This window comes from Actomonas spartinae (assembly GCF_051209155.1).
Classification (GTDB): domain Bacteria; phylum Verrucomicrobiota; class Verrucomicrobiia; order Opitutales; family Opitutaceae; genus Actomonas.
Map to the genome: position 1 here is coordinate 958,474 of NZ_JBPJGB010000001.1, position 24,995 is coordinate 983,468.

Genomic DNA, 24,995 nt, shown 5'->3' on the forward strand with positions numbered 1-24,995 from the left:
GGTTCAGGCCAGGTTCGCGATTAGCGGGAAATGTCGGCCTGGGTGAGCACCCGAAAGCCACTGTTGTTGAGCGCTTGGGCGGCGACATCGATGTCCTCGGCACTGATCACGAGGCCGGGTTTGTCCATCGGGCGTATCAGGAAACTGTATACGTAGTGGATGTTGATCTCGGCCTCGAGCAGGGCGCCGAGCACGTTTTTGACGCAGTGTTCGCCGTTGAACTCGATCGCCAGCACCGTGGTTTCGGTGAAGGGAAAATCGTTGTTGATCATGAGCTCGCGGGCTTGGTCAGGATCGTCGACCACCATGCGAAAGATCGCGCTGTCGGTGGTGTCGAGCACGGTGAGGGCGAGAATGTGCACGTCGTGCGTCTGCAGCACCTGGCTCAGATCGTAGAGTCGGCCGACGCGGTTTTCGGCGAAGACCGAAAACTGTTTCACGGGGTCACGGGCAATGGCAGTCGCGAAGTCCGACATGATGGCGCGATGGTGCAGTTGAACGGTTTTCGGTCAATTGCGGCCTCGCGGTGCGGCGCGTGGTGCGCAGGCTGGGGCAGGTTGCCTGCCGATGTCCTCCCCGACTGAACCTTCCGCCCACGACACCGCCGCGCAGCGCGCGTATTCCGGCGGCGCGTTGGTGTTGCGCGGGGTGCTGCTCAATCTCGGTTTGGCCGGGGTGAAATTTGCCGGGGGGATTTGGGGCAACACCTATGCGCTCATTGCGGACGGGGTGGAATCGGTGGCGGATGTGTTCTCGTCGCTGATGGTCTGGGCCGGTTTTCGCTGGGCGGCGCAACCGCCGGACGAGAATCACCCCTACGGGCACGGGAAAGCGGAGTCCTTGGCCGCGTTGGCGGTGGCGTTGTTCCTTTTTGCCGCCACGGGATGGATCGCGTTTCATGCGGTGCATGAGATCGTGACGCCGCACCGGGTGCCGCGTCCGTGGACGCTCGTGCTGCTGGGTGGCGTGGTGGTGACCAAGATTGCGTTTGCGCGGCGCCTGCGGGATCTTGGCGAGCAGACCGGCAGCAATGCGTTGGGCGCCGAGGCGTGGCATCACAGCGCGGACGCGATCACGTCGGGGGCCGCGTTTATCGGCATCACGATTGCGGTGATCGGGGGGCAACGCTTCGCGGCGGCGGATGATTGGGCGGCATTGATTGCCTGCGGTGTCATCGGCGCGAACGGCGCGCGGGTCCTGCGTCAGGCGGTGGGCGACATCATGGATCTCGCCGCGCCGGATGAAACGGCCGCGCAAGTGCGCGCGGTGGCCGCAGCGGTGCCGGGCGTGCGCGATCTGGAGAAGGTGCGGATCCGGCGGGCGGGTTTGAGCTACCTCGTCGACCTGCACGTGCAAGTGGAGCCCACGCTGAGTGTTCGCGCCGGGCATGACATTGCGGGAGCGGTGAAGCACGCGCTGCTGCGGGCGCCGCTCCAGATCACCGACGTGCTGGTGCACATCGAGCCGGCGGACGATGCTCCCCGGAACACAAGTGATGAGCAATGATGCACAGGTTATGGGGAGAGGGACGCGTGCGTTTCCGATTTACTCGTTCCGCTAACCACAAACAATCCAATGACGATGACCATGCGCAACCCTGCCGAACCGCTTAGCACGAATAAGAACCTGCTCAAGTGGGTTGAAAAGATGGCGGCCCTTTGCAAGCCAGCCGCGATTCACTGGGTCGACGGCTCCCAGGAAGAATATGACGCGCTCTGCCAGACCTTGGTCGATGGCGGCACGTTCACGAAGCTCAACGAAGAGCTTTGGCCGGGCTGTTTCTACGCCCGCTCCGATCCCTCCGACGTCGCCCGCGTCGAAGACCGCACCTACATTTGTTCGCTCTCCAAGGACAACGCCGGTCCCACCAACAACTGGGAAGACCCGTTCGTCATGCGCAAGCGGCTCAAGAAGCTCTTCGACGGCTGCATGGTCGGGCGCACGATGTATGTGCTGCCCTACAGCATGGGCCCGGTCGGTTCGCCCATCTCGCAGATCGGCGTCGAGCTCACCGACTCCGCCTACGTGGTGGTCAACATGCGCATCATGGCTCGCATCGGCGAGGCGGTCTTCAAGGAGATCGACAAGAATGAGAAGCGCGTCGTGCCCTGCATGCACACCGTCGGCGCCCCCTTGGCCGAAGGCCAGGAAGACGTGCCGTGGCCGTGCAACAAGGAGAAGTATATCGTCCATTTCCCGGAAACCCGCGAGATTTGGTCCTACGGTTCGGGCTACGGCGGCAACGCGCTGCTCGGCAAGAAGTGCTTCGCCCTGCGCATCGCTTCCAACATGGCGCGCGACGAAGGCTGGATGGCCGAGCACATGCTCATCCTCGGCGTCGAAGACCCGCAGGGCGAAAAGACCTACGTCGCAGCCGCCTTCCCCTCGGCCTGCGGCAAGACCAACTTTGCCATGCTCATCCCGCCGGATGCGCTGGCCGACAAGGGATGGAAGGTCACCACGGTCGGCGATGACATCGCTTGGATCAAACCCGACGCCTCGGGCATGCTCCGCGCGATCAATCCAGAAGCGGGTTTCTTCGGGGTCGCCCCCGGCACGTCCGACAAGACCAACCCCAACGCGATGAAGTCGCTGGCGAAGAACTCCATCTTCACCAACGTCGCGATCAGCGACAACGGCGACATCTGGTGGGAAGGCATGACGGACACCCCGCCGGCCAACCTCACCGACTGGCGCGGCAATCCGTGGACACCGGAGAGCGGCACCCCCGCGGCGCACCCGAACGCCCGCTTCACCGCGCCGGCTTCGCAATGCCCGACGATTGACCCGGCTTGGGAAGATCCGTCCGGCGTGCCGATCTCGGCCATCGTCTTCGGCGGCCGCCGCGCGACCACCATGCCGCTCATCTACCAGGCCTTCAACTGGTCCGGTGGCGTCTACATGGGCGCGACGATGGGGTCGGAAATGACCGCCGCCGCCGCCGGCACGCTCGGCAAAGTGCGTCGCGACCCGATGGCGATGCTGCCCTTCTGCGGTTACCACATGGGCGACTACTTCCGCCACTGGATCAAGATGCAGCGCACGCTCTCCGAGACCCCCCGCGTCTTCAACGTGAACTGGTTCCGCAAGGACGACGACGGCAAGTTCATGTGGCCCGGTTTCGGCGAAAACATGCGCATCCTGCAGTGGATCGTCGACCGCGCCCGGGGCCGCACCAAGGCCAAGGAAACCCCGATCGGCTGGCAGCCGCATTACGAAGACATCGACTGGACCGGCCTCGATTTCAGCGAGGAGTCCTTCAATGAACTCCAAGCGGTGGACCGCGAAATGTGGCGCAAGGAAATCATGGGTCATGAGGAATTGTTCCTCACGCTCCACGACCACCTGCCCAAGGAAATGGTCTACGAGCGCGAACTGCTCATCTGCCGCATGTAGTCGGTCCGTTTTCGTCTTCTTCCGTCACTTCACGCCGCTCCGCGTTTGTCGGGGCGGCGTTTCTTTTTGGCGGTTAAGCCAGTTGCCCGGCGGGCCGATAGGAACAAGTAGCCATGTCGACCGTCGCCCCCTTTATCGCGGAGGATTCGTTCCTCGCCACCGCCGCCAAACTGCCGGCCTCTCCGGCGATCCTGGCGGAGTTCAATGAACTTACGCTCGACCCTCACATGGTGATCGAGGAAGCCACCGCCCTGCTGCGCCGCGATTCCACGCTGGCCGGCGACGTGGTGCGCGTGAGCAACAGCCCGGTCTACGGCGGCGATCGCATCAGCGCGGTCGAGGACGCCGTGGCGCGGGTGGGTCTCAAGGAAGTTTACCGCCTCGTGAGCCTGGCGACCACCGCGCGTCTGGCGGAACTGGCCATGCCGACTTACGGCGTGTTCGTCGGCCGCCTGGCCAAGTCGACGCTCCTGCACGGTGTCGCGGCCGAGGCGATTGCCACCGAATGTGGACTCGATTGCCGCGCCGCCTATACCGCTGCGCTGGTGCGTATGCTCGGGATGCGGGTGATCGATGCGACGCTGCGCAACTGTGATTGGGTCGCGCCGGCGTCGACCTCCGACATGCTCGGCTGGGAGCGGGAAAAAATCGGGCGCGCCAATCCTGAAGTCGCGGAGCTGGTGCTGCGCAAGTGGCGCTTTGGCGAGGACGTCGTGGAAGCCGTGAGGGAGCAATACCTCGAGGAAGGGCCCGACCAGGCGAGCCTGATGGCCATCGTGCTCAATCTCGCCGGCACCTTTGTGGTGCGAGCCGAAGCCGCCGTGGCCGGTGAAGCCCCGCTGTGGACCAAAACGCCGGAGAAGCTCGCGATTATCGGGCTCAGTGAAGCGAAGTTCGAGTCGTTGCAGGACCCGATCCAGCAGGAATACGAACGCCTGCTTGAGGCCTTCGCCTGAGCGCGCATCTTACCACGGCCACTGCAACCAGGTCGGCCACAGCGGCCATTGCACGGCGTAGAGAAACAGCGCGATCATCATCAGCGCGCAGCCCAGACGGCCGACCGTTGAAAGCAGGAAACCCACCGCGGCGCCCATACCCGCACGCAGCGACTCCTGGTGGGTGCGTTTGGCGGCGTAGCGCTCGGCCACGACGGCGCCGAAGATGGTGCCCAACAGCAGGGCGGGCAGGGAAAAAAACATGCCGATGAAGGCGCCGCCGCTGGCCCCGGCCATACCCCAGCGGGTGCCGCCAAAAAGACGCGTTCCCACCAGCACACCGGCGAAGTCGACGATCACGGAGACGACCCAAACGAGTCCGATCCAGCCCAGCATTCCCCAGCCTAAGGACGCGGGCAGGAAGAGTTTGTGCAGGATGAAGCCCAGCAGGATAAGCGTCGTGCCCGGGATGAGTGGCACCAACACGCCCAGCAGTCCGGCCAAGGTCAGCAGGGTGGTGAGGGACCAAACGAGAAGTTCCATGTGCAGTTAACACCTGAGGGCGGTGGGAGGTTGCAGCGAGGCGGAAAATTGCCGGCGCAAACTGGGTAGAATCACTCAAGTCGAGCGCACGGGTGCCGTTGTCAGGGGATACCTATGTTAGCCGCGGATCTTCCGAGTTACGCCTTTGAGCGCGCCGCCGAGAAACTCTCGGCCGGGCCACGCGTGTTTGCCCGTCTGGTGGAAATGATGCTCGACCCCCGCACCGACATCGAGGCCGTCGCCGACTTGCTCAAGCGTGACGCGGTGCTCTCCGCGCGGATATTGCGTGTCGCCAACAGCGCCGCCGTGGGGGGGCAGGCCTCGGGTTCGATCGCGGATCTTGAGGAGGCCCTGCAGCGCGTCGGTTTGAGCGAAGTTTATCGCATCGCGGGTATCGCGGTCACCTTGCAGAGTGCCCATGCCTCGCTCACGTCCTACGGGATTGGCTGCCAGAGCATGCGGGAAAATTCCCTCTACGAAGCGGTGGCGGCCGAGGCGATCGAGACCGTCTTGGGCGGCGAATACCGCATGGCCTACGCCTGTGGCTTGCTGCGCAACTACGGCCGCCTGCTGCTGGACCGCGTGGTGCAACTTTACCGGCCGCACAGCACGAGTTTTCCACAGGGCGCCTTTGAGTCATTGGTGGATTGGGAGCGGGAGAATTTCCGCACGACCGGTGCGCAAGCCGGGGCCGATCTCATGCTAAAGTGGAAGTTTCCCGAGCAGCTGGTGCACGGCGTGCGCCACGTCGCCGCCGCGGTGGAAACTCGCACGAAGTGGCGGACGGCCTGTGTCTTGAGCTGTGCCGGCGGCATGGCCTCGCGCGATGGCCATGGCCTGCCCGGCGAGAAGGACGAATGGGCCGATGAGGCGGTGGTGCGTGAGGTCATCCAACTTGACGGCAAAAAATACGAGCAAGCGCTCGAACTGGCGCAGCACAACTTCGCCCGCTGGCGGGTGTTGATGCAGTAGAGCCCAGCACGGTCGGGCGGGGGGGGATTTTGGTCGCGCCAAGGTGCGCGATAAAATGTTGATACGTAGTGATCTGCGTGGATCTTTGGCTCCGTTGCTGCCAACGGGGACTTTTTCTGCAACTAAGCGTCCTGGTGCGGTGTTCTCGGCATGAACGATGATCCTCCAGTGCAATCAGAACCCACGGGGCCAATGACCCCGGTCGATTTCACGACGTTTATGCGAAACTACCAAGACATGGTCTACTCCACCGCGGTGCGCCTCCTTGGCAACGAGGCGCAGGCGGAGGATATTTCGCAGGAGGTGTTTCTGAAGGCCTACGAGCGATTCGACGATCTCGGCACGAGTCCCACCGCTGGCGGCTGGCTCAAGACCGTGACGACCAACCTTTCGATCAATCACCTGCAACGCTACCGCAAGCGCTGGAGTTTCTTCTCCGAGCTCGTGCGCCGCGGCGACGATGGCGATGAAGGCGAACCCGTGGAGTTTGCCGCCCCCGACGGTGATTTTCTGTCCGACCTGAATCAAGGCGATCGCCGCGCCTGGGTCGAAAGCGCCTTGGAGAAACTGCCCGATCACCAACGCGTGCCGTTGGTGCTGTATCATTTTGAAGACCAACCCTATGAGGACATCGCCGGCCAGCTCGGCGTGTCCTTGTCCAAGGTTAAAACCGACATCATGCGGGGCCGCGCCGCTCTCGCGCAGATCCTCATGCGCAGCGGCACCGCCCACGAAACCCTCACCGCCCAACGCTAAACCGCCATGGCCCGCCTCACTCCCGAACAACTCGAACAAAAGATTCACGCCGTGCTCCGCGAGCAACCGCCGCGCCGCGCGCCCATGTCGCTCGAGTCCCGCGTGCTCGGCGAGATTGCGCGCCGGCAGGCCTTGCCGTGGTGGCGCAAGAGTTACGCCTACTGGCCGCAGTCGATGCGCCTCCTCTTCATGTTGGTGAGTGTGGCTGTGGTGGCAGGCGGTGTGCTCGGCTCGATGCACCTCGCCGGCCTGCTCACGGCGCAAACCTTCGCGCCGGTGATTCAGCCGGTGGTCGGCGCGGTCGCGACCCTGCGTGCCGCCGGCCACGCGCTCTACGATCTGGTGCGCCCGCTCGCGCCGTCGGTTTCCACGCAGTGGCTCTACGTCGCTCTCGCCGTGATCGGAGCCTCCTACGCGCTGCTCGTGGGACTCGGGGCGACCGCCTACCGCGTGTTGTGGCATGCCCACCGTTGATCTGCCCGGACCGCCATACCCGCCCTCCTTTCGATTTTAAAATGAAACAACTGCGATTCCTGTTCTCCCTCACCGGCGCCACGCTGGCCGTGGCGCTTACCTTGGCCCTGCGCCTGCCGGCGCAGACTCCCCCCGAGGAACCGCCGGCGCCGGAGGCGCCGACCGCCGAGGCCGTCGATGAGTCGTCGTCAGACGAGGTCGTGGCGGAGACGCCGACCGAGGTTGCGGAATCCGAAGCGGCGGAGGAGGCATCTGCTCCGACCCACTCGACCTACCACCCTGAACGCGTGGGCATTGGCTCTGACATCCTGCACCAAGCGGGTGACGTGGCGCGGGTCGTCGTTGCGATCATGGCCGACGCCATCGTGGACGGCGATGTGGACCAGGAAACGGTCGCGATCCTGGGGGATCTCACTGTGAACGGCCGCGTCGGTGGTGAGGCGGTGAATATCTTGGGTCACATGACCATAAACGGGGAGATCGAGGGCGATACCGTCGCGGTCCTCACCTCGGTCCAACTCGGACCCGACGCCCACGTGCACGGCGACTTCGTTTCGGTGGGTGGGGCGATTCAAAAAGCGCCTGGAGCTCGGATCGATGGCAACGTGCAGGAGATCCCCTTCTTGGGAGACGCGCAGGTCAATTTTGATTGGCTCAAGGCGTGGGTGAAACACTGCCTGCGGTGGGGACGTCCGCTGTGGTTTGGCGAAAACCTCGGCTGGGTCTGGGTGATCACCGGCGTGATGTTCGTCTTTTACCTGTTCATCGCGCTGATTGCGCCACGGCCGGTGGCGCGTTGCGCGCAGACGATGGAGAAGCATCCGGGCTTCTCGCTGCTTACGGCAGCCCTGTCTTTGCTGCTGACGCCGTTGCTCATGATCGTCCTGGCGGTCACGGGCGTGGGGCCGTTGTTGCTGGCCTTGTTCATGTTTTTCGTGGGCATCTTTGGGAAGACGGTGTTCCTGACCTGGCTGGGGCGGCGCTTCACGAGCAGCCCCGATCAAATGGCGGTGCCGGTCGCGGTGTTGATCGGCGGCTTCGTGACCACGGTGATCTACCTGGTCCCGTTCGTGGGCTTCGCTTTCCAGAAGTTCTCCGGCTTCCTCGGCTCCGGTATCGTCATCTACACCATCATCCAATCGATGCAGTCGGATCGTGGACCCAAAAAGGGACCGGAAGGTGAGGATGGTGTCGTGCCTCCGCCCGCAAGCGCTCCCGGAAGTGGAGCCACGCCGTTCGCGACTGAACCGGCGCCCGCGGTGTCGTCTGCGACTGCGCCTGAGTCGACCGTTTCCGGCGCGACTGACAGCCCGCCGCCGATGCCGCCGCCACCCGTGCCCCCGCCGCAGACTCCTCCGCCCCCGCCGCGCTCCGCCGGTCCGGTGCCGCCGCCGATGCACGCGGCCAGTGGGGCGCAGATGTCGACTCTGCCGCGCGCTGGGTTCTGGCCCCGCCTCGGCGCGACGCTGCTCGACGTGATCCTGATCGCGATCGTGCTGAATGTGATTCAAACCCGGCACCTGCACCTGACCGACTATTTTCTGGCGTGGGCGGGACTTTACCACGTCGCGATGTGGGGGCTGAAAGGCACCACCGTCGGTGGCATCGTGTTTGGTTTGAAAGTCGTGCGGCTTGATGATCGGCCCATGGACTGGTCGATCGCGATCGTGCGTGGTCTCAGCTCCTACATTTCCCTTTTCGTGATCGGTCTCGGTTTCGCTTGGGTGGCCTTCGATCCGGAGCGCCAATCCTGGCACGACAAGATCGCGGGCACGACCATCGTGCGCGTCCCCAAAGGTTTTTCCCTCATCTAACCCGCAACCCGGAGAATCAATCATGTCTGGTTTTTTCACCTTTTTACTCTGGTGCCTGCTTTTCATCGTGTGCTGGCCCCTGGCCCTGTTGGCTTTGATCGCGTATCCGATCGTTTGGGTGCTCTTGCTGCCTTTCCGTTTGGTCGGGGTCGTGGTGTCCGGTGTCTTCCACTTCCTGCAGGCCCTGCTGCTGCTGCCGGCACGCTTGCTCGGCTGGCGTCCGGCGGCGGCCTGATATTTGGGGCTGACAGCGGATCGCTGAGGCCTGAATGCTCCTGCCATGGCCAAGCCACTGGTAGGAATCATCATGGGCAGCACTTCCGATTGGGAGACGATGCAGCAAGCAGCGGAAACGCTGCACGATCTCGGTGTGCCGTTTGAAAAGCATGTCGTGAGCGCCCATCGCACTCCCGATCGCATGTATGACTACGCCAAGACCGCGGAAGGTCGCGGTCTGAAGGTGATCATCGCCGGAGCGGGCGGGGCGGCGCATCTGCCAGGTATGACCGCCGCGCTCACGCCCTTGCCGGTGCTGGGTGTGCCGGTGGAATCGCGGACGTTGAAGGGGCAGGATTCGCTGCTGTCGATCGTGCAGATGCCGGGTGGTATTCCGGTGGCGACCTTTGCCATCGGCAAAGCCGGGGCGAAGAACGCGGCCCTGTTCGCGGCGGCGATGCTCGCGACGACCAGCAAGCGGATCAAACGAGCGCTGGACGCGTTTCGCGAAAACCAAACCGCGACCGTGCTGAAGGCGAAGTTGCCGGAATAATCGGCCCGTCGGCTGCTTTTACCTTCCCGCGTTTCCGCTTTTCCGTTTTCAGCGTTTTCGATGATTCCTCCCGGCAGCACCCTCGGCGTTCTCGGCGGTGGCCAACTCGGTCGCATGCTGGCCCACGCGGCGACGCGTATGGGCTACCGCTTGCACGTGTATGAGCCGGGGGAGGATTCTCCGGCGGGCGAAGTCGCCACGCGGGAATTCAATTCCGGCTACAAGGAAATCGAGCGATTGAAGGACTTCGCTCGCGGCTGTGCGGCGCTGACCTACGAGTTTGAGAACATTCCGGTCGAGCCCTTGTGGGAGATCGAGAAGCTGGTGCCGCTGCGTCCCCACTGGGAGGTGTTGGAGGTGTGCCAGAACCGGATGCGGGAGAAGAAGTGGCTCAAGAAGAACGGCATTCCCCACGTGCCGTTTGCCGAGGTGGAGGCGGGCGACGACCTCGCCAAGGCCGTCAAAAAGATCGGCCTGCCGTGTGTCGTGAAGACCGCCGATTTCGGCTACGACGGCAAAGGTCAGATGAGGCTCAATTCGGCCGAGGACGTGCCGGCGGCGGTGACGGCCTTTGCGAAGCAGCGGGCTGTTGTGGAGAAGTTCATCGATTTTAAGTGCGAGTTGTCGGTCATCGTCGCGCGTAACCCGGAGGGGCAGTCGCGCACCTTCCCGGTCGCTGAGAACATCCACACCAAACACATCCTCGACTTCAGTATCGTGCCGGCGCGGGTGAGCGCGGCGGTCCAAACCAAAGCGGCGGAACTTGCGGTCGACATCGCCGAGGCCTTCGGGTTGGTCGGCATTCTGGCCGTGGAGCTTTTTATGACCGATGACGGCGAATTGCTGGTGAACGAGATGGCGCCGCGCACCCATAACTCCGGCCACTGGACGCTCGATGCCTGCGTGACCACGCAGTTTGAGCAACAGATCCGCGCCGTGGCTGGTTTGCCACTGGGCGACACGAGTCTCACGGTGCCGGCGGCCGTGATGGTCAATATTCTGGGCGACGCCTGGAAGTGGGAGGGCGACAATCTGGTGGGCGCTCCCGACTGGGCCAACCTGCTCGGCGAGCCGCGCGCCAAGTTGCACCTCTACGGTAAACGAGAGCCGCGCCGGGGGCGCAAGATGGGCCACTTCACCGTCACGGGCGACAAGGCCAAGGCTGTCTTGGCGACGGCGCGAGAGCTCAAGGAGCGGCTCTAATCACGCTCGCTGTCGCGCCCGGGCCAAGTCGTCGGGGGTGTCGACATCGAGGCTGAGTTCAGGGCAATCCACCAATTCAAGTTCGGTGGGGGTCAAGGCCTGCAAAAGTTTGCGGGCGCCTTCGTCGCCGGTGAGGTGGGCCAACTTGCCGAAGTGTTGCGCGTGCAACAGTGCCGGGGTGCCCGCGTGACCATCGTAGCGTGCCGCGACGGCGGAACATGAGCGATTGGCCCGGCGCTGAAGCAGCGTCCGTAGCACCTCCGACGAAAGAGCGGGTTGGTCGCAGACGGTGAACAGCGCGGCTTCGATTTGGCGAGAGAAGGTGATGGCGGTCTCGAGGCCGGTGCGCAGGGACGAAGCCAGGCCCTCTTCCCATGCGGGATTCTCCGCCAGTAGGACGGGGTAGGGAGAGAGCAGGGGGCGCAGGGTGTTGGCCCCGGACCCGAGGACCACGATGACGGGCCACAGCCCCTCGGTGGCCAAAGCGGCTTCCACGGTATGCTCCAACAAGGTGCGCTCGCCCACCGTGGCGGATTGTTTGGGCGAGCCGAGTCGGCGTGACGCGCCCGCCGCCAACACGATGCAGGCCGTCGGTTCGCTGCGGCCGTAGGTTGGGTGATCGATCGGCTTAGTCATCGCGGTGGATCGAACGGGTGCGCTGTCGGAGCGGGCGGGCGTCGCGGTCGTGCAGGGTGGATTGAATCTCGGCCATGATCGAGAGCGCGACCGCTTCCGGACCGTCCCCGCCAAGATCCAAACCGACGGGGCTGTGCAGGAACCTCACCGCGGGATCTTCGGCGGAAAAACCGGCGTCGCGGAGAAGGCGTTCGCCGCGTTGGCGGGGACCGAGCAGGCCCAGGAATTTTAGATGCAGCGGCAGCAAGCCCTGTAACAAGGGAAGGTCGTGAACGTAGTGGTGAGTCATGACGACCGCGACCGTGCGATCGTCCCAGGCGAGCGTTTGGATGGCCTCCAAGCAGGGGCGGGCGAGCACGGTTTTCGCATGGGGAAAGCGTTCGGGCGTCGCCTTGTGCTGACGTGGGTCGACGACCGTCACTTCCCATTGCATCGCGCTGGCCAGTTCGACCAGGGGCGAGGCATCGTCGCCGGCGCCGAAGACGACGAGATGCCACGGCGGGAGCAAATGCTGTCGAACGGTCCCCGGCTGGTCCGGCTGATCAGGGGCCGAAGCGGAGTGCCGGGTGCCGAGCGGAGCTGCAGTGGAGGGATGCTCCCATATGGTTTCGACGGAGACCGGGCGACGGTCGGAGGCCACCGCGATGACTTCGTCTCGCCACGACGGGGGCTCGGTCAAAACCTCCAAGAGGACTTTCACGATGCCATGGCAGCCGGTCCCGACGCCCCAGATCAGATCGTTTTCCCCCGTGGTATCGTATGAGACCAACTCATGCCGTTGTTCGCTTTTGATCAGCGCGCGGGCGCGGGTGATCAAATCTTCCTCCAAACAGCCTCCACTGATGCTGCCAAAGTGCGCACCATCGGCGAATATACCCAAACGAGCCCCAACCCGACGATAGGACGAGCCCTCCACTGAAACCAACGTGGCCAACACGGCGGGGTAGGCGGACGCCTGGTGCAGATAAGCGGCGATTTTGGGGAACTCCATTTGAGGCGAAGATTAGCTTGGGGAATGGCACGCCGCTAGCTTTTTGGCCGCCGAACGAACCCGGCACGGGGACGCTCATCGCAGCGAGAAACCGGTTTATCGCATCTACTTAGGCATTAAACTTATTTCTTGAGCAATCTGTCGTGTGACGTTTACGTGCCGGCAAGATTAGGCGGCTTTGTCGCAAAATCTTGGATCAACTACAACACAACGAAACGAACTATGAACATCCGTCCCTTCAAGGGATTCGCGATGCCGCTTGCACTCGTCATGAGTGTCGCCGGCAGCTCGGTGGGCTTTGCCCAGAGCACCAGCGGATCCGATGACTCGTCTGAAGATGAGATCGTCCTCGAGAAATTCGAGGTTACTGGTTCCCGCATCAAGCGCCTTGATGTCGAAACGCCGAATCCGGTTGTCTCGATCAACGCGGGCACCATCGAAGCCATGGGCTTCCCCACCATCGCCGACGCGGTTCGCGCGCTCCCGTTTAACAACGGTCAAGCGCTCACTCCGACCGACTCCGGCACCAGCTTCACGCCTGGCGTGCAGAGCTTCAACCTCCGCGGTCTCGGTAACAACGGCACCCTGGTGCTCATCAACGGCCGCCGCGCGGTTCCTTACGCGTCCCCGGGTTTTGATGGTTTCCAGACGGTGTTCGACCTCAACTCCATCCCCGATGCGGCGATCGAGTCCCTCGACATCCTCAAGGACGGTGGTTCCGCTCTCTACGGTTCTGATGCCGTCGCGGGTGTGGTGAACTTCCGCCTCAAGAAGAGCTACGTTGGCGCTGAGAGTTCCCTCACCGTGGGTAACTACTTCAACACCGGCGGTCTCCTCAAGAAGGCCAGCGTGACCTTCGGCACCGTCGGTCGCGACACCAGCATCTTCTCGGTCCTGAGCTGGGAAGAGCAGGACGCGGTGTTCTCCCGTGACCTCGCCTACTCCGCCAATGCCGACAACACCAGCATCGCGCCGGACTCCTACGGTCGCTATGAGGTGAATGACGGTGGCGTCGAAGCCGCTGGCTTCTCCTCCCTCGAAGACTACATCGCTGCCGTGGGCCTGACCTATCCGACCGCGGACGGCATGTGGGACAACCGTTCTTCCCGTGGTTTCCCGGGTTACCTGACCATTCCGGGCGTGGGTCGCCGCTCCTTTTCGAGCCCGACCGACAACCCGACGACTGGCGGTGCCACCTCGGCTCGTAATTTCTACAATTACAACGAGACCAACGGCTTCTTCCCGTCGACCCAGCGTTTCAATGTGTTCACCCGCATTGACCACGACATCAACGATCACCTGCGTGCCTTCGCCGAGCTGTCCTTCAGCCGCTCCGAGGCCGTGGTTTATTCGGCCGCCACCCCGGTCGACATTGAAACCTCCCAGGGTCTTTCGGTTGGCACCCAGCTGACCTACCCGGCTTACAACCCCTACAACGTGTGGGGTGTTGACTCCGTGAACGGCCGTCGCCGTCTGGTGGAGCTCCCGAACCGCATCAACGATGTGACCTCTGACACCCCGCGTTTCCTCGTGGGCCTCGGTGGTGACTTCGAGGGTTCCGGTGGCTTCTTCGAAGAGTGGAACTGGGAAGTGGCCGGTATGTATTCCAAGAACACCGTGCTCAACATCTCCCGCAACGCGGTGCCGGACTACAAGATGCAGCAGGCCTTCAACGGTCTGACCCGTCTTGCTGATGGCTCCCTCGTTTGGGATCCGAACACTCCGCTCGCCGATCGCGACTACTTCAACTGGTTCGGCAACAACGACGCGGCCTTCGCCGACTTCCTTGCTGTCGAGAATCCCAACGCTTCGACCATCGAATACCGTGGTGTTGACTTCCGTCTCGACGGCCCGCTCACCGGCGCCGACCTCCCGGGCGGTCAGATCGGTGTCGCCATCGGTGGTGAACACCGCCGTGAGGACTTCGAGGATATCGCGACCGACCTCAATGCCACCGGCATGATCCTGGGTGGTTCCGAAGGCACCAGCTCCGCTGGCAGCCGTGACCTCACCTCGTTCTACGCTGAGGTCAGCCTCCCGATCCACGAGATGCTCGAAGTTCAGCTCGCCGGCCGTTACGAAGAATACTCCGACGACGGCTTCGAGAAGAAGGTTCGTCCGAAGGTTGCCTTCAAGTTCCGTCCGATCGACTGGTTGATCATCCGCGGTTCCTACGCCGAGTCCTTCAAGGCTCCGGACCTCGCTTACCTCTACAACGCTGGCACCACGACCTTCTCCTCCAACCAGGTCTTCGACCCGGTGACCCAGGACCAGATCGACCAGATCCAGGTTAAGTCGGGTGGCAACCTGAACCTCCAGCCCGAGACGACCGACACCTATTATGTCGGTATCTCCCTTGAGCCGGAAGGTCGCTTGGAAGGCCTGAGCCTGTCGGTTGACTACTTCAACTTCCAGCAGTCCAACCTCCTCGCCCAGCTGTCCGACTTCTACGGTTACGCTGACTTCCTCACCGAAGCCTTCAACGGCAACCCGCTGTTCGATGGTCTCGTGGTTCGCGATTCCGGCAGCAACCAGCTGCTCTTCATCCGCGACTACTACGCGAACATCTCCGAAGCCGAATACACCGGCTTTGACTTCGAGGTTCGCTACGCCTGGGACACCAACTCCTTCGGTCGCTTCGCCGTCGGTGCCGCCGCTACCCTCCTCGACAGCTACACCATCGATGGCTCCGAGCAGGTGGGTGGTTACCTGACCGCCAAGTGGAACGGCAATCTGTCGGCTGCCTGGAACTACAAGGACTGGGGCGTGAATGCCTTCGCGGTTTACCGCGGCAAGCGCACCCGCTCCCTCTCGTTCGGCAACATCTTCACCGCCGATGACACGCTCTACCTCGTTTACGACGTGGATCCGCAGATCACGGTGAATGCCTCCGTTTCCTACAACGGTTTCGAGAAGACCAAGCTGCTCGTCGGCGTGAACAACCTCCTCAACGAGGATCCGCCCCTCGACGGTTTCGACGCCTCGGGTTCCACCCCGGGTGTCAACGATCATGCGCCTGCCTTCTGGTATGCGAAGATCACCCGCGAGTTCTAAGCTGACAGCTGCTTAAAACTGTTCGTAACTTTCAGCCGTGCTTCCATTCCGGAAGCACGGCTTTTTTATGATGAAACTTCCGCGCGTATTTGGTCTATTGATACCATTCCTGATGGCTCTGGCGGCGAGCAACGCCGCGGATGAGCAGCCGTTTGTGGGAGGGCTGTCGGACGCCGAGCGCGAGCAAATTGGCCTGGCCAATCTCACGCCGGCTCAGATCGCCGCCTTGGAAGCAGCCGTGCAGCGCTATGTCGATGGACGCAGTGAAGAAGTCGCGGCGGAGGCCAAGGAAGAAGCGCGGGCCGAACTGAGTGAGTCGCTTTCGCAAAAGGATGAGGCGCTGGTCGCGGCGCAATCCGAATTGGCGGCGGCCCAAGCCCAACTCGAGGCCAAGCAGGCGGAGCTGAAGGAGAAAGAAGCGTCGGAGGGACAGTCCTTGCTCCAGCGCGCGAAGGTCCTGCTCACACCGGGCACGAAGATCGAATACGCCACGGTCAACTCCACCCTGCTCGACGAATTTAAAGGCTGGAATGTTGGCACGCTTTTCCGACTCGAGAACGGCCAGACTTGGCGCGTCATCGAAGGCAAATACTGGTCGCCGCGGGAAGACGCGGGCAAGGCGGTCAGCGTCGAGCCGGGCGTTCTGGGCAGCTTCTTCATTCGCATCGAGGGCGTTCGGCAGACGCCGCGGGTTGAGCTGGTGAGTAGAAATTAGCCCGCCCGTCTGGACCTAACCGGCGTGATCACTTTAATGGCCGGAATGATCACCTCGTATTTGCGCCGTTTGCGAACCGGTTCGACGCGTGCCCGGCTGTTCGGAGTCCTGTTCATCGCCAGCCTGCTGGGCCTGCGGGCGGAACCGCTCTCACCCGAACTCGCCAGCCGCAAGCCGGAGTTTATCAATGTGCAGCTCTCGCCTGACGGGTCGAAGCTCGCCTACCTGCGCATCAACGAAAAGGACTTGATGAGCTTGGAGATCCTGGATCTCACAACTTCCGAAAAGAAGGGGGTGGCTGGCACCGAGAATTACGATGTCGGGGGTTACAGCTGGATCGATGATCGCCGCCTGTCGGTAGTTCTGTCCGAGGATAAAATCAAAAGTGTTGGAGTTTATGTCTACGATCTGAAATCGGGCCGCTTGGCCGAGATTCGTAACCGCGAAGAAAGTCCAGTATCCCTGGTTTCCACGCCGAGAGACCGCCCCTCGCGGATTGTTTTTCAAACCTTTGGAGAGAACGCGGTCATGGTCGAACTCAGTTCGACGATCGACTTGAAGAACAATCGGTCGTTCGGCTCCAGTATGGATTCGGTGAAGCGAACCTATCCGGCGCCGCCGGATGGTCGGATTCAGGGCTATTCCGCCAACATCGCAGGCGAGCCGGCGCTGGCTGCCGTGTTTTTGAACGAGGAGAGCAGGGTATACGTGTTCAACGAGAATGATTCGACCTGGTCTCTTGTGCCGTTGGATCAGGAAAAAGCACCGGTGCTGGCCGTCTCGGCTGATAATCAGCTCGCTTGGATTGTGCAGCGCACGCCCGACGGTGGAAGCGCCTTGTATCGATATGACCTGCTCGATTCAAAGGTGCTCGAAGAGGTGTATCATGACCCCAATTACAGCATGGGAAGTGCCCGCCTGTTTCTGAGCCCCGATGGCAAAAGGCTTCAGGGGATTCAGTATTCTCGGGTTCGCGCGCACTCCAAATGGTTCGATTCCGGGCTGGAGACCGCACACGGCCGTTTGGCCGAAGCATTGCAGGGATACGACATATTGCTGGTTGATCGGTCCAGAGATCAGCAAAAGGCTGTGTTCATCGCCAAAAGCAGCACGGAGCCGGCGCAATATTTCCTGGTGGATATCAAGTCCGGTGGGATTCAGCATCTGGCAGCCGCAGCGCCTTGGCTGGAAGGTGTGCCGTTGTCTCCCACGATGTCCTTTAATTACAAGGCACGCGATGGACTTGGGCTCCAGGCTTACTTGACGCTACCGACCCATGAAGGGGCGAAGAAGCCCTATCCTTTGGTGGTGCTTGGCCATGGCGGACCGTGGGCGCGAGATACTTGGAATTACGATGGTGAGGTGCAGTTTCTTGCCTCCCGGGGATTTGCCGTGGTCCAACCCAATTACCGGGGATCTACCGGATTCAGCACCGCGATCTCGATCGATGACCGTTTCGATTTCCGAAAGATGCACGATGATGTGACCGATGCGGTGAAGGCGCTCATCAACAACGGGTTGGCGGATCCCGCCAAGGTCGGCATCATGGGCGCTAGCTTCGGGGGATATCTCGCGATCGCCGGCGCTGCTTGGGAGCCGGACCTCTACGCTTTTGCCATCACCAATGTGGGAGTGTTCGACTGGGACATGCTGATCGCGGATTCGCGTCGCGAATCCTACATCATGCACCATTGGTTGATGAAGAACGTCGGCAACGATCCCGCGGCCGTAGAACGCTTTTCGCCGCTCAACAGCGTAGACAACATTCAGTGTCCGGTTTTCATCGCCCACGGGCGCCAAGACTTTCGTGTGGATATCTCCCAGTCGATTCGTCTGGAGCGGGCACTCAAGGCGCGCGATGTGCCGTTCATGACCTATTACGAAGCGGATTCCGCCCACGGTTTTGCCGCAGCAGAGGCGCAGGCGGCATATCTCCAAAAGGTCGATGAGTTTCTCCAGCAATACTTCTTCAAAGGTCGACCTATTGTGGAGGTAGGAGAGGTTAAGGAGGCCTCGGAGTAGGTTCGGAGTTGCCGCTCGGTCCCGGTCACCGCTGCAGCCTGGCAACCCACTTGGGTTCCCAGGCTGCTCTGTTTTGCGCTCGGTTCACCTGCAGCACCGTAGTGTTTTCCCGGGCGTTGCCCAGCAACACGCGGCGAAACCTGCCCGTCGGCCGATATTCTGTCACCCCGTCCGTCAGGTGCACGTCGCTCACCGCGAAGGCTCCCAGTCCGCGCAGGGCGATGCGCACGGGTGTGGCGGCGGTTTCCAGTGGCACGCCAATCCAATGCCGAATGCGCGAACGGCGGCGAGCAGCGTGGTTGCGAAACTCGATCAGATAGCGCTGCAGCTCCGTGGTCCACGTGCCGTCCGGGGACTGCGTTTCAATGGCAATGGCTTGGAGGTTGGGGTGCGTGGTGTGGACCAGCAGGCGTAGCTGCCAACGGCCAAAAACCGGAGAGGTCGAACGGATGCGTTTCACGTCTCCTTGCACGCGTCGCCACCAAAGCTTCAGCAACTGGAGTCGTTTCCGGTCCTGCTTCAGGATCTCAAGGTTTGGTGCGGTGTGGGCAGGTCGTCGGGTGCCGCGCCACATGGCCTTGGCGGCAGCTTGCGCATCGTCCCACGCCGGCGAGAAGGCTCCGAGGGCGGTCATCGCGCGCTCGACCAGTTTGGCCAACTCGTTGTGGCGCTCGCGATGCAGCAGGCGTCGACCGCGTTGCACCCACTGGGCCTGTTCGCGGATCAGCACGTCGCGTTGCGCGAGGTAGCGTCGCCAGCGCAGACTCGCGGCAAGAGGCGCCGGCCACTTTTGCTGGAGCGTGCGCGTGAAGAAGCGCACGTCGGCCGCATGGGCCGTGGCGCCGTCGCGGCCATGGCAGCTGTCCCAGCGATGGTGCGTTTCCCAACGAGCGTAGCCGGAAAACGCGCGTTCGTCGCAGGCGAACAACTGGCGGGCGCGTTCCCGCGCGTGGCGCTTGCCGTGCACGCGTTCAAGGCCGCGTTGCAACATGCTGACCTGGTCCAAGTCCGTTCCGTTCAGCCACAAAGATGCGATGGCGGCGTCGACCACGACGGTGGTTTCCAAGGCCAAACGGTTTGGCTCCCAACCGGTGACCAGAAACCCCTCGGCCCGGGTTTGCTCGCAACGTCGCCACCAGGATTGGGCGTTGGCGATCCGGTCGCCGAAAACCGGCATCGGTTCATGGCGAAAGGCGCCGTTCATCGGGCATCCCCAGTAGGAGATTCCCTGCGCACGAAGTTTCGGCACGAGATCGTAGGCGCGAAAGTTTTGCGCCTCTAATCGTGGTGTCCGCCCAAAGGCATAATAATACCAATCGTAGGCGACCAGCCCGGGCGGCAGGTCGTCGATGGCCTCGGGCAACAAGGCCAACATATCGGCCCACAGGGCGGTGCGCAGGCGATGGCGAGCGGCGATGTCATGAAGACGGGTGGCGTAGCGGGCGAAGTAGCGGGCAAGGCCGATCGCCTCCACTTCTGCACGCGCCCGAGGATGGCGGCCCAGCAGGAAGGATTCGTCGAGTCCGACGTGGATTTTGCCGGCCGTGCAATATGGCGCCACGTCACCCATGAGCCGCTCCGCGACCTCTTGCGTGCGAGGATGGCTTGGGCAGATCTGCCCAGCTGGCAGCGGCGCGCCGTCGGGCGCCCGCAGCTCGTTCAGATCGCGCCACGCCTCGGTTTTGATCAGGTATTGGGTGTGCCCGAGCAGGTTCACGATCGGGACGGTCTTGATGCCGACGCGATCAGCCGCCGCGACCAGACGCTCGAATTGACGCCACGAATAGGCATCACGCCGGGCCACACCGGGCAGACTGGGATAGTCCACCGCGTCCTCCAGGTGCAGGTGCAGTTCGTTGTATCCCCAAGCTGAATACTTGGGGAGCTGGGCGAGCAGCCAGTCGAGGCGTTCGACCTGGCGGGCGAGGTCCCATTGGAAACCGCGGATCATGGAGACGAAACAAGCCGGGCGGGCGCCCGGCTTGGAAGTAGAATCGAAAGGGTGGGTTCGGCGGCGGGCTCAGCCGCGGCGGTCCGCGATGAGTTTTTCCAGCTTCACGATGTCGGCCGCAAAATTGCGAATGCCTTCGGCCGTCTTTTCGGTCGCCATGGCGTCCTCGTTGAAGGCCCAGCGGAAGGACTTTTCGTCGAAGCTCGTTTGGGCCAGATCGGCGGCGGCGGCGCAGTCGGGATCGAGCATGCGACGGACGTCCCCTTCGGTCTCGTCGAGTTCCTTGAGAAGGTTCGGCGAGATGGTGAGCAGGTCGCAGCCGGCGAGTTCGATGATTTCCCCGGTGTTGCGGAAACTCGCGCCCATCACCTCGGTCGCGTAGCCGAACTTCTTGTAGTAGGTGTAGATCTCCGTGACGGATTGCACACCGGGGTCTTCGGCGCCAACGAAATCTTTGCCGGTGGCTTTCTTATGCCAGTCAAGAATACGGCCGACGAACGGGGAGATCAGTTGAACCTTGGCCTCGGCGCAGGCGACGGCTTGGGCGAAGGAGAAGAGCAGGGTGAGGTTGCAGTGAATGCCGTCCTTTTCGAGCTGTTCGGCGGCTTTGATACCTTCCCACGTCGAGGCGATTTTTACCAGCACACGATCCCGGGAGGTGCCGCGTTGCTCGTAAAGGTCGATCAACCCGCGCGCGCGCTCGATCGTGCCCGCGGTGTCAAAGGACAGCCGGGCATCGACTTCACTCGAGACGCGGCCCGGGACGATCTTGAGAATCTCTTCGCCGAAGGTGACCAAGAGGTTGTCGATCACGGTGGCGGTATCGGCGTTGGCGCCGGCGTCGGCGATCGCCTTGTCGACCAGGGCCGAGTAGTTCGCCTGCCCGGCGGCTTTGAGGATGAGCGACGGGTTGGTCGTGGCATCCTGCGGGGAAAACGCCTTCATGCTTTCGAAGTCGCCGGTGTCGGCGACCACCTTGGTGAAGGACTTTAGCTGTTCGAGTTGAGAAGCCATGGACGGTGACCCTAGCCTAGTTTGCGTTTCTCTTCAAATGGGCATCCAACCATTTTAATGAACCGTCTTCATCATCAAACGCGCCGGCCAGCTGGGCCTCGAAGGCCAGTTTTAACAGCGGCGTAAATGCCGGGCCGGGGGTGAGACCACGAGCGAGGAGGTGTCGGCCTTGTAGGATGGGCGAGGGGGCGTTGTCGGCGATGGCCAGCTCCTGGGCTTGGCTGGTCAGGGCGTCGATGGTGGTCAGAGCATCGGCGCCGTCCAGTGGCGGGCGGCCACGGGCATCCGCCCGCATGACGGTGGCCAAGTCGGTGATGCGAGCCGGAGCGATCTTGCGGGCCAAGCGTCGGAGAAATGAAGGACGGAAGGGGGCTTCGCCGGCGTCGATGTGAACCATGTGAAATTTAACCAGCGGGCCGACGATGTCTGCGAGGCGATGAGGGGCACCGATCCGGCGGAGGAATTGAGTCGTCAGCTCCACCCCCGCGTGGGCGTGACCCGGACTGACCCATCGGAGCGTGCCGTTCTTGTCGGCTTGATGGGTGGTGGATGGCTTGCCGAAGTCGTGGGCCAGCACTGCGAACATCAGGATGCGACGGGTCTCCGTCGCTGTTTCACTCCAGCCAGGGGCCGCGACCAGCGCGTCGAGACAATGGCAGGTGTGCGCGAAGACGTCACCCTCGGGATGCCATGCCGGGTCCTGCGGAACGCCGTCCAGGGCCGCGATTTCGGGGAAGTGGCGCAACCAATCGCAGTCGCGCAGCACCTGCAGCCCGCGGGAGGGCCGCACGGATTGGAGCGCCCACTTGTCCCACTCGCCCCAGATTCGCTCGCGCGCCAGTTCGGGGAAGGTGTGGGTGATCTGGCGACACAGGCGGGCCGTTTCGGGAGCCAGCGTGAGCCCGAACCGGGCGGCAAACTGCATGCCCCGGAGCACTCGCAGCGGATCCTCGACAAAGGCGTCGCTCGTATGACGCAGGACCCGATGTTCGAGGTCGGCGCGGCCACCGTGCGGATCGATGAGTTGCTGTCGGATCGGATCCCACGCCATCGCATTGATCGTAAAATCCCGGCGCGCTGCGGCGTCGGCGTCGCTGAGATTGGGGTCGGGGGTGACTTTGAACCCGCGATGGCCCGCGCCGGTCTTGGATTCCCGGCGCGGTAGGGAGAAATCGAATACCCGGCCGTCTCGCCGGAGTTTGATCGTTCCGAAGCTTTTCCCGACGACATCGGTGGCCCCGAAAGGTGTCAGCACCTGCTGGAGTTGTGCAAAATCGGTGCCGCCGACTTCGACGTCCCAATCATCGGGCGCGCGTCCCAGCAGGGCATCGCGCACGCATCCGCCCACGAACCGGGGGCGACCGATCGCGGCGACGGCGGTCAATACAGGAGCGAGCGTGGCCGGAGGGGAAAACACGTGGAGGGCGGATTATGACCAGTCGGGGACCGAAATGGGCGGCCGTGGAGCTGACGGATCCGGTGCTGGAGCGAGCGATCTCAGCCGCGTTTGAAGGCTGCGATGGCCGCAATTGCCCAGCCAGCGAGGAAAAAGAGACCTCCCACGGGGGTAATGGGGCCGAGCCAACGGGGACCGCCCAAGGCCAGCAGGTAGAGCGAACCGCTGAACAGAAGAATCCCGATGAGCCAGCACCACGCGGCGCGGCGGAGAAGGGGGGAGATGCCTTCCTTCGGCAGCCCGGCCCCCCAGGCGGCGACGGTGTGCAGCAGGTGGTAGAGGACGGCGGTTTGCCAGGTGCTCGTCATCGCGGCCTCAGCCAATCGCTCTTTGAGAGCGTGCGCGCCGAAGGCTCCGAGACTCACTCCGACGAACGCGAGCAGGGCGGCGAGAAATGAAATATTTTTCATACATTGTCTGGATTTGGCCCAATCATTGCTTATGAAATCGATCGTCTGACAGGATTTTTTGCTGTCTGATGCCAGTGCCCGCCTGGGTCTCTCAGGTCTGGTGCGAGGTCAACAGGCAGTTGAAAGGTCCGATGTGAGACGAACCTAAAACTACAGACTATTACCTACAAATGAAGAAAACTGCTGCCTTACTTCTCGCCGCCGTGATTACCGGTGGGAGCCTGAGCGCCCAAGAGGAATCGGCCTACTCGATCACGGTCGATTTCCCCTACGTGAGCGACTACGTGTTCCGTGGTGTCAAATTCGCGGATGACTCCATTCAGCCTTCGATCGAATTCGCCGCTGGCGACTTCTACGCGGGCATGTGGACCAGCCAGCCCGTCACGGGCAATGTCGCCAACGAATTCGACTTCTACATGGGTTACGGTGCCGCTCTGTCGGACACTTGGGCCCTGGATTTCGGTTTCTGCTACTACTACTACCCGGAGACGCCGTCCGGTGATGAGCAGTTCGAGCCCTACATCGGTGTTTCCGGTGACCTCGGCAGTGGCATGAGCGCTTCCGCTTACTACTACTACGAGACGGAGTTCGAAGCCTCCACCTTCCAGATCGGCCTCGGCTACAGCGCCGAAGTTTCCGACACCAGCACCTTCGACATCGCTGGTGACTATGGTTACGTCGACATCTCTGGCGGTAGCTACAGCTACTGGAGCGTTTCCGGCACCTACAACATGACCCTGAACGACACCGCCAGCACCTACGTTGGCCTCGTTTACGCCGACAACGACATCGGCGGTGGGGCGGACGACTCGTTCCTCTACTTCATCACCGGCATCAGCCTCGGCTTCTAAGCCAGTCTGCAGCGTCGTTTTTAACGCTTATCCCGTTCCTGCCGAGAGGTGGGAACGGGATTTCTTTTTCTCCGATAAAATGCAGGTTGACACGCCTTCTTCAAACCCTAGCAGTTGGCCTCTTTTCCCATGAAAACTTTCCTCGCCAAAAAGGAATCCGTGCAACCCAAGTGGCATATCGTCGATGCCGAGGGGCAGGTGCTTGGCCGCTTGGCGGTGAAGATCGCCAATGTTTTGCGCGGTCGCCACAAAGCCACCTACACGCCGCACGTCGACACCGGCGATTACGTGATCGTTGTCAACGCCGAGAAGATTGTCGTGACCGGTAAGAAGGAGCAGCAAAACAGCTACATGTTCTTCTCCGGCTACGTCGGTGGCGAGAGCTACCGTTCCTTCACCGAGCAGCGCGAGCGCAATCCCGAGTTCATCATCACCCACGCGGTGAAGGGCATGCTGCCCAAGAACCGCCTTGCCCGCCAGATGCTCAAGAAGCTGCGCGTTTTCCGCGGTCCGGAGCACACCCACGCCGCCCAAAACCCGACCGAGCTCCCGCTTTAATCTCCCATGAGTGCTGAAACCGCCACTGTTTTTGCCGCCACCGGCCGTCGCAAGACCGCGACCGCCCGCGTGCGTATCACCGCCGGCACCGGCAAGTTCGTTGCCAACGGCCGTGAGTTCGAAGACTACTTTTCCCACGAAAACTTCGCCGGCTTGGCCTCCGCCCCGCTGACGACCGCCGGTCTCTCCAAAGAGATCGACGTGTTCGCCAACGTTGATGGCGGTGGTGTCGCCGGTCAGGCTGGGGCCGTTGCCCACGGTATCGCCCGCGCCCTCGAGAAGATGGATGCCGAGCTCCGTCCGGTGCTCAAGAAGGCCGGCCACCTCAAGCGTGACCCCCGCTCCAAGGAGCGCAAGAAGGCCGGTCAGCCCGGCGCCCGCAAGCGCTTCCAGTTCTCCAAGCGCTAAGCTGCGAGCCTGCTTCGAAACACTTCACCAAAAACCGCCCGAGCTTCGGGCGGTTTTTTTGTGCGCC

24 protein-coding genes are annotated in these 24,995 nt (G+C 62.4%); 16 read left to right on the plus strand and 8 right to left on the minus strand.

The features are described 5' to 3' along the window. Positions 1-20: 20 nt before the first annotated feature. Positions 21-476, minus strand: a complete 456-nt coding sequence (locus tag AC0MRV_RS03820) for a hypothetical protein (RefSeq protein WP_472763107.1) — start codon at positions 474-476, stop codon at positions 21-23. A gap of 91 nt (positions 477-567) precedes the next feature. Here AC0MRV_RS03820 and AC0MRV_RS03825 point away from each other — a divergent pair, with 91 nt between their 5' ends. From AC0MRV_RS03825 to AC0MRV_RS03835, 3 genes are all read left to right on the plus strand, one after another. Next, positions 568-1,506, plus strand: a complete 939-nt coding sequence (locus AC0MRV_RS03825; protein ID WP_472763108.1) for a cation diffusion facilitator family transporter — start codon at positions 568-570, stop codon at positions 1,504-1,506. A gap of 81 nt (positions 1,507-1,587) precedes the next feature. Beyond that, positions 1,588-3,396: a phosphoenolpyruvate carboxykinase (GTP) gene (locus AC0MRV_RS03830; RefSeq protein WP_472763109.1), complete on the plus strand. Its 1,809-nt coding sequence runs from the start codon at positions 1,588-1,590 to the stop codon at positions 3,394-3,396. Between the two features lie 113 nt (positions 3,397-3,509). Next, a complete protein-coding gene (locus AC0MRV_RS03835; RefSeq protein ID WP_472763110.1) occupies positions 3,510-4,352 on the plus strand; it encodes an HDOD domain-containing protein in 843 nt (280 codons plus the stop codon). Positions 4,353-4,361: 9 nt separating this feature from the next. On the opposite strand, the gene AC0MRV_RS03840 is transcribed toward AC0MRV_RS03835, so the two are convergent. Continuing rightward, positions 4,362-4,874: a DUF456 domain-containing protein gene (locus AC0MRV_RS03840; RefSeq protein ID WP_472763111.1), complete on the minus strand. Its 513-nt coding sequence runs from the start codon at positions 4,872-4,874 to the stop codon at positions 4,362-4,364. 114 nt (positions 4,875-4,988) lie between these two features. Between AC0MRV_RS03840 and AC0MRV_RS03845 the strand changes: the two genes are divergently transcribed. From AC0MRV_RS03845 to AC0MRV_RS03875, 7 genes are all read left to right on the plus strand, one after another. After that, positions 4,989-5,846, plus strand: a complete 858-nt coding sequence (locus AC0MRV_RS03845; RefSeq protein ID WP_472763112.1) for an HDOD domain-containing protein — start codon at positions 4,989-4,991, stop codon at positions 5,844-5,846. Positions 5,847-6,065: 219 nt separating this feature from the next. After that, the gene (locus AC0MRV_RS03850) at positions 6,066-6,602 is read left to right on the plus strand and encodes an RNA polymerase sigma factor (protein ID WP_472763113.1); all 537 of its coding nucleotides are present in this window, start codon (positions 6,066-6,068) and stop codon (positions 6,600-6,602) included. Positions 6,603-6,608: 6 nt separating this feature from the next. Further along, positions 6,609-7,076, plus strand: a complete 468-nt coding sequence (locus AC0MRV_RS03855; RefSeq protein ID WP_472763114.1) for a hypothetical protein — start codon at positions 6,609-6,611, stop codon at positions 7,074-7,076. A gap of 41 nt (positions 7,077-7,117) precedes the next feature. Then, on the plus strand, positions 7,118-8,890 hold the full coding sequence (locus AC0MRV_RS03860; RefSeq protein ID WP_472763115.1) for an RDD family protein: 1,773 nt from the start codon (positions 7,118-7,120) through the stop codon (positions 8,888-8,890). 22 nt (positions 8,891-8,912) lie between these two features. Beyond that, positions 8,913-9,125, plus strand: a complete 213-nt coding sequence (locus tag AC0MRV_RS03865) for a hypothetical protein (protein WP_472763116.1) — start codon at positions 8,913-8,915, stop codon at positions 9,123-9,125. A gap of 45 nt (positions 9,126-9,170) precedes the next feature. Beyond that, positions 9,171-9,659 carry a 5-(carboxyamino)imidazole ribonucleotide mutase gene (gene purE / locus AC0MRV_RS03870; protein WP_472763117.1) on the plus strand — a complete coding sequence of 163 codons (489 nt, stop codon included), beginning with the start codon at positions 9,171-9,173 and terminating at the stop codon, positions 9,657-9,659. A gap of 60 nt (positions 9,660-9,719) precedes the next feature. Continuing rightward, positions 9,720-10,862 carry a 5-(carboxyamino)imidazole ribonucleotide synthase gene (locus tag AC0MRV_RS03875; protein WP_472763118.1) on the plus strand — a complete coding sequence of 381 codons (1,143 nt, stop codon included), beginning with the start codon at positions 9,720-9,722 and terminating at the stop codon, positions 10,860-10,862. Here the strand turns inward: AC0MRV_RS03875 and AC0MRV_RS03880 are convergent, their stop codons facing one another. Beyond that, complete coding sequence (locus AC0MRV_RS03880) at positions 10,863-11,498, minus strand: nucleotidyltransferase family protein (RefSeq protein ID WP_472763119.1); 636 nt, start codon at positions 11,496-11,498, stop codon at positions 10,863-10,865. Beyond that, positions 11,491-12,489, minus strand: a complete 999-nt coding sequence (locus AC0MRV_RS03885; protein WP_472763120.1) for an XdhC family protein — start codon at positions 12,487-12,489, stop codon at positions 11,491-11,493. Before AC0MRV_RS03885 ends, AC0MRV_RS03880 begins: the two co-directional genes overlap by 8 nt. 252 nt (positions 12,490-12,741) lie before the next feature. Here AC0MRV_RS03885 and AC0MRV_RS03890 point away from each other — a divergent pair, with 252 nt between their 5' ends. From AC0MRV_RS03890 to AC0MRV_RS03900, 3 genes are all read left to right on the plus strand, one after another. Then, a complete protein-coding gene (locus AC0MRV_RS03890; protein WP_472763121.1) occupies positions 12,742-15,543 on the plus strand; it encodes a TonB-dependent receptor plug domain-containing protein in 2,802 nt (933 codons plus the stop codon). A 112-nt stretch (positions 15,544-15,655) separates the two neighbouring features. Further along, positions 15,656-16,258, plus strand: coding sequence for a hypothetical protein (locus tag AC0MRV_RS03895; protein ID WP_472763122.1), 603 nt, complete (start codon positions 15,656-15,658; stop codon positions 16,256-16,258). A gap of 45 nt (positions 16,259-16,303) precedes the next feature. Continuing rightward, complete coding sequence (locus AC0MRV_RS03900) at positions 16,304-18,280, plus strand: alpha/beta hydrolase family protein (protein ID WP_472763123.1); 1,977 nt, start codon at positions 16,304-16,306, stop codon at positions 18,278-18,280. A gap of 25 nt (positions 18,281-18,305) precedes the next feature. Here the strand turns inward: AC0MRV_RS03900 and AC0MRV_RS03905 are convergent, their stop codons facing one another. The 4 genes from AC0MRV_RS03905 to AC0MRV_RS03920 all read right to left on the minus strand — a co-directional run bounded on the left by AC0MRV_RS03905 (position 18,306) and on the right by AC0MRV_RS03920 (position 23,111). Beyond that, positions 18,306-20,231 carry a family 20 glycosylhydrolase gene (locus tag AC0MRV_RS03905; RefSeq protein ID WP_472763124.1) on the minus strand — a complete coding sequence of 642 codons (1,926 nt, stop codon included), beginning with the start codon at positions 20,229-20,231 and terminating at the stop codon, positions 18,306-18,308. Between the two features lie 69 nt (positions 20,232-20,300). Then, positions 20,301-21,245 (minus strand): transaldolase, encoded by a 945-nt coding sequence (gene tal, locus AC0MRV_RS03910; protein ID WP_472763125.1) that lies wholly within the window; start codon positions 21,243-21,245, stop codon positions 20,301-20,303. A gap of 16 nt (positions 21,246-21,261) precedes the next feature. Then, positions 21,262-22,662 (minus strand): CCA tRNA nucleotidyltransferase, encoded by a 1,401-nt coding sequence (locus AC0MRV_RS03915; RefSeq protein ID WP_472763126.1) that lies wholly within the window; start codon positions 22,660-22,662, stop codon positions 21,262-21,264. Positions 22,663-22,742: 80 nt separating this feature from the next. Next, entirely contained in the window at positions 22,743-23,111 is a 369-nt protein-coding gene (locus AC0MRV_RS03920) for a DUF423 domain-containing protein (RefSeq protein WP_472763127.1), read from the minus strand. A 170-nt stretch (positions 23,112-23,281) separates the two neighbouring features. On the opposite strand from AC0MRV_RS03920, the gene AC0MRV_RS03925 reads away from it, so the two are divergent. The 3 genes from AC0MRV_RS03925 to rpsI all read left to right on the plus strand — a co-directional run bounded on the left by AC0MRV_RS03925 (position 23,282) and on the right by rpsI (position 24,928). Further along, positions 23,282-23,962 (plus strand): TorF family putative porin, encoded by a 681-nt coding sequence (locus tag AC0MRV_RS03925; protein WP_472763128.1) that lies wholly within the window; start codon positions 23,282-23,284, stop codon positions 23,960-23,962. A gap of 129 nt (positions 23,963-24,091) precedes the next feature. Further along, entirely contained in the window at positions 24,092-24,520 is a 429-nt protein-coding gene (gene rplM, locus AC0MRV_RS03930) for a 50S ribosomal protein L13 (RefSeq protein ID WP_472763129.1), read from the plus strand. Positions 24,521-24,526: 6 nt separating this feature from the next. Then, complete coding sequence (rpsI, locus tag AC0MRV_RS03935) at positions 24,527-24,928, plus strand: 30S ribosomal protein S9 (RefSeq protein ID WP_472763130.1); 402 nt, start codon at positions 24,527-24,529, stop codon at positions 24,926-24,928. Positions 24,929-24,995: the final 67 nt, after the last annotated feature.